We start from the raw sequence: 10,738 nt of genomic DNA, 5'->3' as shown, positions 1-10,738 counted from the left end.
TGGTGGCTAGCTAATAAACAAACTGGGCCACTCGACTTGCCGTTGAACTGGCTTGCCTCAGCGAGGAAGGCGTATTCTACGCATTCCGTGGTGTTTGTCAATCGCTGTTTTTTTAGCGAGTGAGGCGAGCGACACAACCTGCTCTAACCTCCTGACAAACCAAGGCTTTTACACCTTATTCACCGCTGGTAACGCTTGGCGTCCCCGGCAGCGGATGCGTACTTTACGGATTCGCTGACGGGTTGGCAAGGGCTTTTTGACAGAAAGTTCAAATAAGCGTCACACGAGCGTAACGTTTCTTACCAGCTTGAATAACATAGCTCTTACCTGTCGCCAGCATAGTGTCTTTGGCAACGACGTCGCCGTCGACTTTAACTCGGCCATTACCCAGCATGTCTTTGGCTTGGGCACTGTTATTCGCAAGCTCAGCTCTATTAAGCACTGCTGCAATAGGTGCTTGCTCACTGCCCTCAAAATCGACCGTGACTTCCGGCAGATCTTCTGGCAGCTCGCCATCAGCCAGTTGATTACCCGCTGACTTGTGCGCACTGGCGGCTGCTTCATCGCCGTGGTAGCGGGCAATTAGCTCACGGGCCAGCTCCATTTTGATATCCCGCGGGTTCGCGCCCTGCTCAACGCTCTGCTTGAGCGCGTCAATCTCTTCGTTCGATTTCAAAGAGAGCAGCTCAAAATAGCGCCACATCAAGCTATCCGGCATGGAGACCAGCTTATTGAACATGGAGCCCGGCGCTTCATCGACACCAATGTAGTTGCCCAGGGACTTCGACATCTTCTGCACGCCGTCTAACCCTTCCAACAGCGGCATGGTAATGACCACCTGGGGCTCCTGGCCGAAGTGTTTTTGAATTTCGCGCCCCATCAGCAGGTTGAACTTCTGGTCAGTGCCGCCCAGCTCCACGTCCGCCTCAAGCGCTACCGAGTCGTAGCCCTGTACCAGCGGGTAGAGAAATTCGTGAATGGCAATGGACTGATTGGCTTTATAGCGCTTTTCAAAGTCATCCCGTTCCAGCATACGGGCGACGGTGCTTTGGGCAGCCAGCTCAATCATTTTGGCAGCGGAGAGCTCGCCAAACCATTCGGCGTTAAAACGTACCTCGGTCTTTTCAGGGTCGAGGATTTTAAACACTTGCTCTTTATAGGTTTCGGCGTTGGCTTTCACATCCTCTTCGGTGAGCGGTTTGCGCGTCACGTTCTTACCGGTAGGGTCACCAATACGCCCGGTAAAGTCACCGATCAAAAAGATAACCGTGTGCCCCAAATCCTGAAACTGGCGCATTTTGGTCAGCAATACGCTGTGCCCCAGGTGTAAGTCAGGGGCCGTGGGATCAAAACCCGCTTTGATACGCAGTTTGCGGCCTGAAGCCAGCTTCTGTTTTAGCTCATCCTCTACCAGGATTTCATGCGTACCCCGCGACAGCAGCGCTAAAGCCTGATCCACCTCACTCATTGCCTCTCTCCACTATAAAGAACCGCCCTTACCGGGCTCAGGTGATAAATAGCCGACGATGTTACCATGCTCGCTCGCCTTGGTTGAGCCTTGGTTTCGCTCTCACCCTGGTTTAGTCTCAGCCCAGCTTTGTACGAGTTCGCTTATGAAAACGCCTACCGCTACGCCGCTTTACTATATTGGCCTGATGTCCGGCACTAGTCTGGACGGTATCGATGCAGCACTTATCGCCATCGAAGGTGATTCGCCGCCGCACCTGTTGGCAACCCATGCCGAACCGATGCCGGACGAGCTTCATCGCCTACTGTTTAAGCTGTGCCATGCAGAGCAGGTCAGTTTTGCGCAGCTCGCAGCAGCGGAACACGCGTTCTGCCAATGCCAGGCCCAAGCCGTGCAGCACTTGTTAGCGCCACTTTCAGTGGGCGTAGAACAGATCAGTGCCATCGGCAGCCATGGCCAAACTATTGAGCATGCCCCCGCAGGCCACGGCGACGGCCCGGCGTATACACTGCAGTTGGATAATCCAAGCTTGCTGGCAGAACTCACCGGCTGCACGGTGGTCGCCGATTTTCGTCGCAGAGACTTAGCCGCAGGAGGTCAAGCTGCACCGCTGGCACCAGCGTTTCATCAGGCGCTATTTGGGCGAGCAGATGCGCATCAGCTGGTGCTTAATTTAGGCGGCTTTGCCAACTTCACTTGGCTTTCTAGCCAGCCAAGCGACCCCGTGATCGGTTTCGATACCGGGCCCGCAAATGTTCTATTGGATAGCTGGTTTGCCTTGCACCAGGGCGGCCGCTTTGACCAGGACGGCGACTGGGCCGCTAGCGGCAAGGTAGATGAAGCGCTATTAGCTCGACTGCTTTCAGAACCGTTTTTCCAACAGCCGCCGCCGAGAAGCACAGGGCGTGAGCTGTTTCATCTGGATTGGCTACGAAAACATCTTAGCGGCCAGGAAGCCGCCGCCGATGTTCAGGCGACGCTGGCTGAACTCACCGCCGTCAGTGTCGCCCAGGGGATTGAACAGCTCTGGATCGATAGTGGCCCGCTGACGCTGATCACCGCTGGCGGCGGCGCCCACAACGCCTATTTGATGCAGCGCCTTGCCTATCATCTCCCTCGCGCCACGCTCACTTCGCCAGCGGCGTACGGCTGGCCTGAAGACTGGATTGAAGCCGGCGCCTTTGCCTGGTTGGCGCACCAGCGTCTGAACCACCTGCCTGGCAACTTGCCCTCGGTCACCGGCGCGCAGGGCCCCCGGGTATTGGGCGGAATCTATGCCCCCTAATACTCATTGTTTGAATACGCCCCTAGACCTCAAAGAAAAGCAGTGGGTACGTCACAAGGCTTAAATTATTCAGCTTTTGCGGCGAGAGTGCCTTTAGCCTGAGCCTGGGCTTCCTCTATGCTTACAACGCCCTCATTGACTAACCGAGACAGCGCGGCATCCAGCGTTTGCATACCCAGGCTGCCACCGGTTTGAATGGCTGAGTACATCTGCGCCACTTTGTCTTCGCGGATCAAGTTGCGCACTGCGGAAGTGGCCATGAGGATTTCGTGGGCCGCTACGCGCCCGCCGCCCTGACGTTTAAGCAGCGATTGCGACACCACTGCCTGGAGCGATTCCGAAAGCATGGAGCGCACCATGGCTTTCTCTTCGCTGGGAAAAACATCGATGATCCGGTCGATTGTCTTGACGGCAGAGGTGGTATGCAGCGTTCCCAGCACCAGATGACCAGTTTCAGCAGCGGTCAGTGCTAAACGGATGGTCTCCAGATCACGCAGCTCGCCGACCAGGATCACATCCGGGTCTTCACGCAGCGCGCTACGCAACGCATCGGCAAAGCTATGGGTGTCGCGATGCACTTCGCGTTGGTTAATCAAACAGCGCTTGCTAACGTGGACAAACTCGACGGGGTCTTCAATGGTGAGAATGTGCTCGTAACGATGATCGTTAATGTAATCGATCATGGCGGCCAGCGTGGTGCTTTTGCCCGACCCCGTTGGCCCAGTCACCAGCACCAGGCCCCGCGGTAACATCGCCAGGCGCTCGAACACCTCACCGAGCCCAAGGGTTTGTATGGAAAGTACTTGATTGGGAATGGTGCGAAACACCGCCCCCGCCCCGCGAGCTTGAGTAAAGGCGTTAACACGAAAGCGGGCGATCCCCGGCACTTCAAAGGAAAAATCAATTTCCAGGTGCTCTTCGTAGTCGCGCCGCTGACGATCATTCATGATGGCGTAGATCAATCTGCGCACATCGTTATTATCGATAGCGGGCACATTGAGCCGACGAATATCGCCATCAACACGTATCATGGGCGGCAAACCGGCCGAAAGGTGCAAGTCAGAGGCATTCTGCTTTGCCGAGAATGCTAGCAGTTCGGTAATATCCATCTCTCTTCCCAGCTGCGGTAAGGTGCTTGAGTATGACAGACATCGCGCTTAACGAGTCACTCGGCCATTCATACGCTCAGGCGCTTGAACGCCTGCATAATGCATTAGAAAACGCGGGGCGCGCCCAGGGTGCAGCCAAGCTACTGGCCGTCAGCAAAACCAAGCCTGCGGCGATGATTCGTCAGGTTTGGCAGTTGGGTCAGCGTGAATTTGGTGAAAACTATTTGCAAGAAGCGCTGGAAAAGCAGGCCGAACTTACTGATCTTGACGGCATTGTATGGCATTTCATTGGCCCCCTGCAGTCCAACAAAACCCGCTCTGTGGCCGAGCACTTTGACTGGGTACACAGCGTCGATCGGCTAAAAATTGCCAAACGCCTTAACGAGCAGCGCCCAACGCACCTTGCGCCGCTCAATATCTGCCTGCAGATTAATATCAGCCGAGAAGAGAGCAAAGCTGGTGTGCTGCCCGAGGAGTTAGAGGAATTGGCTAGGGAAGTCGCCACACTGCCTAATCTGCGCCTGCGCGGCTTAATGGCGATCCCCGCTCCAACAGAGGATATAAGTGCTCAGCGCCAGCCTTTGGCAGCACTACGCGAAGCTTTTACCGCCTTACAAAGCAGCTTGCCAGACGCGCCCCTTGATACGCTCTCGATGGGCATGAGCGACGATTTAGAAGCGGCGGTGCTGGAAGGCGCCACGCTGGTGCGTTTGGGCACTGCAATTTTCGGCGCTCGCCCATCGGCTTAGACGAAAAGTAGCCCACTTTTTTACGTAGAACACTTTTACTTAAGGGACACCTACCATGGCGAATAAGATTACCTTCATTGGGGCCGGCAATATGGCCAGCGCCATTATCGGCGGCCTAATCGACAGCGGCGTTGCGCCTTCTACTATTACCGCCACCGCGCCGAATGACAGCGAACTGACATCGATTAAACAACGCTTAGGCATCAATACAGACACCGACAACAATGCGGCGGTGGCTGAGGCCGATGTGGTGGTACTCGCGGTGAAGCCGCAAATCATGCGCAACGTATGCGAAGCGTTGCGCGACAGCGTTCAGCGCCAGCAGCCGTTGGTCATCTCGATTGCTGCCGGCCTGGATGCCGGCACGATCGACCAGTGGCTAGGCGGCCAGAATGCCATCGTACGCTGCATGCCCAATACGCCCTCGCTGGTCGGTTATGGCGCCAGCGGCCTCTACGCCAATGCCAACGTCAGCGATGCCCAGCGTGACGTGGCCACCCAGTTAATGGAAGCGGTCGGCATTGTGGAGTGGGTGGAAGAAGAAGCCCTGTTAGACGCAGTCACCGCTGTTTCTGGTAGCGCCCCGGCCTACTTCTTTCTGATGTTCGAAGCCATGGAAGAAGCCGCGGTTAAACTCGGCCTACCTGCCGCTACCGCGCGCCGCCTGGCTATTCAAACCGCGCTGGGTGCCGCCACCATGGCGCAGCAGAGTGATAAAGACCCCGCCACGCTGAAACAGAACGTTATGTCGCCGGGCGGCACCACCGAACGTGCCATTCAACATATGGAAGAGGCACAATTGCGCACCACGATTGCCGACGCCATGCAGGCCTGCGCCGACCGCGCCCAGGCAATGGCCAAGGAACTAAGCGGCAGCTAATGCAGCCATTCGGCTAACACAGCCTAAGCTACCGGATCATCAAGGAGACATAATAATGGGCAATGAATTGGGCAGTGCAGGGTTAATGCTGGTAAATACCCTCATCAATATTTACCTCTTTTTACTCATGCTGCGCTTCCTGCTGCAAGCGTCGCGGGCGGATTACTACAACCCGTTAAGCCAATCGGTGGTCAAAATCACCCAGCCGGTAGTGGGGCTATTTCAAGGCTTTTTAGGCCCTGTGGCTGGCCGCTTCGACCTCGCCACCTTAGCAGCAGGCTTTGTATTGAAAGTGGCTAGCATCATCGCCATTTTTATGGTGATTGGCGTTGGCATGCCACCCATTGCTGGACTGCTGATTGCCGGTGCGGCCGCCTTGGCGAATGCAATTTTAAAAATCTACTTCTTCGCCCTGATTGTGATGATTATTTTGAGCTGGGTAGCGCCCAACGCCAGCCATCCAGGTGCGCTGCTGGTTATGCAGTTGGTAGAGCCGATTATGGCCCCGGTACGCAAAGTGATTCCTCCGCTGGGCATGATCGATCTATCGCCTATCGTGGTGTTTATCGCCATTAACCTGATCGATGGTTTGGTGGTCGGCGCCCTGATTCGTGCGGCGGGCATTTCCGGCGCGCTGGTCGGGCTGTGATGGCAACTGCCATCTCCGTATTCTTAGCAAGGAAGCCTCTGATTAACGTAATGAGTGCAGGCCAGACAAGGCAAAAATCAACGAAAAAGCGGAATTTACAGGTTGTAAATGAGCATTTTGAGGCGATTTTTAACGCCGTATGGGCAAGCGCAATAGTTAATCAGAGGTTTACAGGATCTACTTCAGTCTCCCTCTTTCAGCAGGACTAGCGCCTTCAATGCCTGACTCAGATACGCTTGCATTTGCAGACCGACCGGCGGGCTCCGTCGGCGTGGTCACCCCGCACGTGGCACGCTTCGACACGCCGCTCGCTCTCGCCTGCGGCAAAGTGCTGCCTGCCTACGAGCTGATTTACGAAACCTACGGCACATTGAATGCCGATCGCAGTAACGCGGTGCTGATTTGCCACGCGCTCTCGGGTCACCACCACGCCGCGGGCTACCACAGCGAAGAAGACCGCAAGCCCGGCTGGTGGGATGCCCATATTGGCCCCGGTAAAGCGATCGACACCAACCGCTTTTTTGTTGTGTCGCTTAATAACCTGGGGGGCTGCCATGGCAGCACCGGGCCGGTCAGTCATAACCCCGACACCGGCCGCCAATGGGGGCCTGAGTTCCCCATGGTCACGGTGAGCGATTGGGTGGCCAGCCAGGCGCGGCTTGCCGACCACCTGGGGATTGAGCGCTGGGCCGCCGCGGTGGGCGGCAGTCTGGGCGGCATGCAGGTGATGCAATGGACAATGACCTACCCGGAACGGGTGGCTAATGCGGTGGTGATTGCCGCCACGCCACGACTCTCGGCGCAAAATATCGCTTTCAACGAAGTGGCTCGCCAGGCGATTCGCTCTGATCCGGAGTTTTTTGACGGCTGGTATGCAGAGCACGACACCGTACCCAAACGCGGACTTAAGCTCGCGCGCATGGTGGGCCATATCACCTATCTGTCCGAAGACGCCATGGGCAGCAAGTTTGGCCGCGATTTGCGTAGCGACGACCTTAACTTCGGCTTTGACGTTGAGTTCCAGGTGGAGTCCTACTTGCGCTATCAGGGCGACACCTTCTCCACCGCCTTTGATGCCAATACTTACCTGCTGATGACCAAAGCGCTGGACTACTTTGACCCATCCGCGACCCAAGGGGGCGACTTAGCCAAAGCCCTGGCCCCAGCGCAGTGCCCGTTTTTGATTGTCAGCTTTACCACCGACTGGCGCTTTCCGCCCTCGCGCTCCCGCGAGCTGGTCGATGCACTCATTCGTGCGGGCAAAGCGGTTAGCTACGCCAACATCGACTCGCCCCATGGGCACGATGCTTTCTTACTCTCAGAGCCGCGCTACGACGCCATCTTCAGCGCTTTTATGAACCGCGCTGCCGGCGAGCTTAACCTCGCCGAAGTGGGTAAAGATGAAGCAAGCGAAGATGCAACGAGCTCAGAGGAGACGCCATGATGCGCGCCGATCTTGAACTGATTTATGACTGGGTGCCCGAAGGGGCGCACGTGCTCGACCTCGCCTGTGGCGACGGCGAACTGCTTGAGACCCTGGCTAACAATAAGGGCGTGACCGGCTATGGCTTAGAGATCGACCATGACGGCATTAATGCTTGCGTCGCCCGGGGCGTCAGCGTGATTGAGCACAACCTGGATGACGGTTTAAGCAGCTTCTGCGATAACAGTTATGATCAGGTAATCATGACCCAGGCGCTGCAGGCGCTGCGCCGTCCGGACAAGATGCTCGATGAAATGCTGCGTGTCGCCGAAGAGGGCATCATCACTTTCCCCAACTTCGCCTACTGGCGTCACCGTGTTCATTTGGGTCTGCGCGGCTATATGCCGGTATCCAAATCGCTGCCCCACGCCTGGTACGACACGCCCAACATCCATCTCTCAACGTTCAACGACTTTGAGCACCTGTGCCGCGAGAAGGGCTTGATGATTGTTGATCGCGCGGTGGGCGTGGGGGATCATCAAGGTCACTGGAAATCGCGGCTATGGCCCAATCTATTTGGTGAAATTGCCATTTTCCGCGTTCGTCGCCGCTAGATATTCATCGCGCTTAAACGCAACCCAAGGAGCCACGCCATGTTACGCAGATTAATGATGAGTGCCGCCCTTGTCGGCATGCTCTTCGCCGCCGCTGGGGCCCACGCTGAGCAGTTCGTCAGCGTGGGCGATTACGAGATTCACTACAGCGCGGTGAACAGCAGCTTTTTGACCCCGGAAGTGGCCCAAGCGAACAACCTCCAGCGCAGCGCCAACCGCGGCCTGGTTAATGTAAGCGTTCGCGAGCGCCAGGAGGATGGCAGTACCCGCCCCGTTAACGCCAGCGTACAGGGCCACGTAAGCGGCTTGACAGGCGCCCAGGAGTCGCTCAGCTTTCGCACCGTGCACGACGGCGATGCCACCTACCACCTGGCGCCTTTTACCCTACTCGACGATGAGAACATGCGCTTTGAGCTAAGCGTGCGCTACGACCGCAACGCCGCCCCCGAACCGGTGAACTTTATTCAGCGTTTTTATATTGATCGCTAAGTCAATCCTGTATAGCTCTCGACATGCCGTAGGTAGATTGACGCAAGGGCGCTGTAAACCCATCCTTGGGCGCTACTTTCGCCATCCATGGCGAAAGACCCTTGCTTACAACTACCCACGGCCGCTGGTCATAGGCCAACGTATGCAAAGCTTGCTCTATCTACAGCCGTACAGGCAGGCTACGGGTTAACCGCACTCCAATGGGACGCTGTTGCTCCCGCACCACCTCAATACCATAGGCCAGCACTTCCACCCCGCTGGCCGAGGCCTCCGCTAGGGCTGCCGCGTAAGTCGCGTCGATATGGGCTGCGGCGGCCACATCGGCAATACCTTCATGGGCGACACAAAACAGCAGCACCGCCCGTTCACCCTGCTCTGCCAGCACTCGCAGCGAATGCAGATGCTTGGTACCACGCACGCTCACCGAGTCCGGAAAGTAGCCGTGGCCGTCCTGCTCTTTGAGGGTGACCTGCTTCACCTCGATATACGCCCGCCCCCGCTCTGGGTCATCCAGCCTAAAATCGAGGCGGGCGTCGGCCACTTTCACCTCCCGGCGCAGAGTGGCGTAGCCTGCCAACGGTTCCAAAGCCCCCGCCTCCAGCGCCGCTTCCACGATGCGGTTAGCGCGGCCGGTATGCACCGAGGCGAGCGCCACCTGTCCGTCCGCTTGGGGCAGCTCGATAAACTCCCACGTCCAGGCAAGCTTGCGCTTGGGGTTATCGCTGGGTGACAGCCACACTCGGCACCCTGGCACGTTCACCGCCTTCATTGAGCCGGTATTGGGGCAGTGGGCGACGACTTCGCGACCATCATCCAAACGCACATCGGCGAGAAAGCGCTTATAACGCTTGATCAGAGTGCCCGGCACCAGCGCCGGATAGGCCAGCATCACAGCCTGCCCACAAAGCGTGTAATCCGCGCCACCGCCTCTTCCAGCCGGGCCACATCATTGGTGAACGCAATGCGCACATGGTGTTCGCCGCCACGTACAGCAAAATCAATACCCGGGGTAATCGCCACGTTTTCTTCCTGCAGCAGGCGCTCACAGAAGGCCTGGCTATCCCGGCTGTAGCGGGAGATATCCAGCCACAAATAAAACGCCCCCTGGGGCGGGAGATCCGGTGCCAGCCCCAAGCCTGCAAGGCCCTCCAGCAGCACCTGGCGGCGCTCTTTCAGGGTTTCACGGCGCTGTTCAAGAATACCCCGGCACTTGGGCGTAAACGCCGCCAGGGCGGCATGCTGCGACGGCGTCGCCGCGGCCAGAAACATGTTCTGCGCCAGCCGCGTTAATGGCTCCACTGCATGCTCTGGCGCCACCAGCCAGCCCAGGCGCCAGCCGGTCATACCAAAATATTTTGAGAAGCTGTTGACCACAAAGGCGTTGGCGGAGAGCGAGGTCGCTGAGAGCGGTGCATCGTCGTAGTTGAGGCCCTGGTAGATCTCATCGACGATGACCTCGCCTTCGCGCTCAGCGACCGCTGCCAGCACTGCAGAGAGCTGTTGCGCGCTCAACGTGTGGCCGGTAGGGTTAGAGGGCGACGCCAACATCGCTAGGCTTGTGTCCTCACGCCAATGCTGGGCGACCAGGGCAGCGTCCAACTGCCAGCCGCTATCTCGCCCCACGGATACCGCATCAATCTCAGCGCCAGCTAGCGCCATAAAGTGACGATTGCAGGGGTAGTTAGGGTCAGCCATCAGCACCCGCGAGCCGGTTTCGACTAATAACTGGCTTGCCAGCAGCAGCGCCCCCGACGCCCCGGGCGTTACCAAAATACGCGCAGGATCCACCGTAGCGTTAAAGTGCTCGGCGTAATGTCCGGCGATCGCCTCGCGCAGTGCGGGCAGCCCAGCCGCTGGGGTGTAGCGGGTATGGCCACTGGCCAACGCCTGCTGCCCGGCAGCGATAATGGGCTCGGGGGTAGCAAAATCCGGCTCGCCTACTTCCAGGTGAATCACATCGTGGCCGGCGGCTTCCCGCGCCTGGGCCATTTCCAGCAAATGCATGACCCGAAAAGGGGCAACGTGATCGACACGCGAATTCCAGGCCATAACGGCTCCTTCATCTAATCATT

At 57.6% G+C, this 10,738-nt stretch carries 11 protein-coding genes; 7 read left to right on the top strand and 4 right to left on the bottom strand.

Annotated features, from left to right (window positions below):
* Nucleotides 1-268: 268 nt before the first annotated feature.
* Entirely contained in the window at nucleotides 269-1,468 is a 1,200-nt protein-coding gene (tyrS, locus tag HALTITAN_RS18120) for a tyrosine--tRNA ligase (protein ID WP_009287950.1), read from the bottom strand.
* A gap of 145 nt (nucleotides 1,469-1,613) precedes the next feature.
* Here tyrS and HALTITAN_RS18115 point away from each other — a divergent pair, with 145 nt between their 5' ends.
* Nucleotides 1,614-2,753: an anhydro-N-acetylmuramic acid kinase gene (locus HALTITAN_RS18115; RefSeq protein WP_039860021.1), complete on the top strand. Its 1,140-nt coding sequence runs from the start codon at nucleotides 1,614-1,616 to the stop codon at nucleotides 2,751-2,753.
* A 65-nt stretch (nucleotides 2,754-2,818) separates the two neighbouring features.
* Here HALTITAN_RS18115 and HALTITAN_RS18110 read toward each other — a convergent pair whose 3' ends face one another.
* Nucleotides 2,819-3,862 (bottom strand): type IV pilus twitching motility protein PilT, encoded by a 1,044-nt coding sequence (locus HALTITAN_RS18110; RefSeq protein ID WP_009287948.1) that lies wholly within the window; start codon nucleotides 3,860-3,862, stop codon nucleotides 2,819-2,821.
* Between the two features lie 32 nt (nucleotides 3,863-3,894).
* Between HALTITAN_RS18110 and HALTITAN_RS18105 the strand changes: the two genes are divergently transcribed.
* From HALTITAN_RS18105 to HALTITAN_RS18080, 6 genes are all read left to right on the top strand, one after another.
* Complete coding sequence (locus HALTITAN_RS18105; RefSeq protein ID WP_027958269.1) at nucleotides 3,895-4,611, top strand: YggS family pyridoxal phosphate-dependent enzyme; 717 nt, start codon at nucleotides 3,895-3,897, stop codon at nucleotides 4,609-4,611.
* Nucleotides 4,612-4,666: 55 nt separating this feature from the next.
* On the top strand, nucleotides 4,667-5,491 hold the full coding sequence (gene proC, locus HALTITAN_RS18100) for a pyrroline-5-carboxylate reductase (protein ID WP_009287946.1): 825 nt from the start codon (nucleotides 4,667-4,669) through the stop codon (nucleotides 5,489-5,491).
* 55 nt (nucleotides 5,492-5,546) lie between these two features.
* Nucleotides 5,547-6,140, top strand: coding sequence for a YggT family protein (locus tag HALTITAN_RS18095; RefSeq protein ID WP_009287945.1), 594 nt, complete (start codon nucleotides 5,547-5,549; stop codon nucleotides 6,138-6,140).
* 217 nt (nucleotides 6,141-6,357) lie between these two features.
* Complete coding sequence (metX, locus tag HALTITAN_RS18090; RefSeq protein ID WP_009287944.1) at nucleotides 6,358-7,584, top strand: homoserine O-succinyltransferase MetX; 1,227 nt, start codon at nucleotides 6,358-6,360, stop codon at nucleotides 7,582-7,584.
* Nucleotides 7,584-8,177: a methionine biosynthesis protein MetW gene (gene metW / locus HALTITAN_RS18085; RefSeq protein ID WP_027958266.1), complete on the top strand. Its 594-nt coding sequence runs from the start codon at nucleotides 7,584-7,586 to the stop codon at nucleotides 8,175-8,177. Before metX ends, metW begins: the two co-directional genes overlap by 1 nt.
* 39 nt (nucleotides 8,178-8,216) lie before the next feature.
* Nucleotides 8,217-8,666, top strand: a complete 450-nt coding sequence (locus HALTITAN_RS18080) for a DUF4426 domain-containing protein (RefSeq protein ID WP_022520688.1) — start codon at nucleotides 8,217-8,219, stop codon at nucleotides 8,664-8,666.
* Between the two features lie 160 nt (nucleotides 8,667-8,826).
* Here the strand turns inward: HALTITAN_RS18080 and sfsA are convergent, their stop codons facing one another.
* Both sfsA and HALTITAN_RS18070 read right to left on the bottom strand, forming a co-directional pair.
* The gene (sfsA, locus tag HALTITAN_RS18075) at nucleotides 8,827-9,555 is read right to left on the bottom strand and encodes a DNA/RNA nuclease SfsA (RefSeq protein ID WP_176316430.1); all 729 of its coding nucleotides are present in this window, start codon (nucleotides 9,553-9,555) and stop codon (nucleotides 8,827-8,829) included.
* The gene (locus HALTITAN_RS18070; RefSeq protein WP_009287941.1) at nucleotides 9,555-10,715 is read right to left on the bottom strand and encodes an aminotransferase class I/II-fold pyridoxal phosphate-dependent enzyme; all 1,161 of its coding nucleotides are present in this window, start codon (nucleotides 10,713-10,715) and stop codon (nucleotides 9,555-9,557) included. Before HALTITAN_RS18070 ends, sfsA begins: the two co-directional genes overlap by 1 nt.
* Nucleotides 10,716-10,738 lie beyond the last annotated feature (23 nt).

The organism is Vreelandella titanicae BH1, from assembly GCF_000336575.1.
GTDB classification, from domain to species: domain Bacteria; phylum Pseudomonadota; class Gammaproteobacteria; order Pseudomonadales; family Halomonadaceae; genus Vreelandella; species Vreelandella titanicae.
Note: the sequence above shows the minus strand (reverse complement) of the source record. Positions and strands in the feature narration are given on the sequence as shown.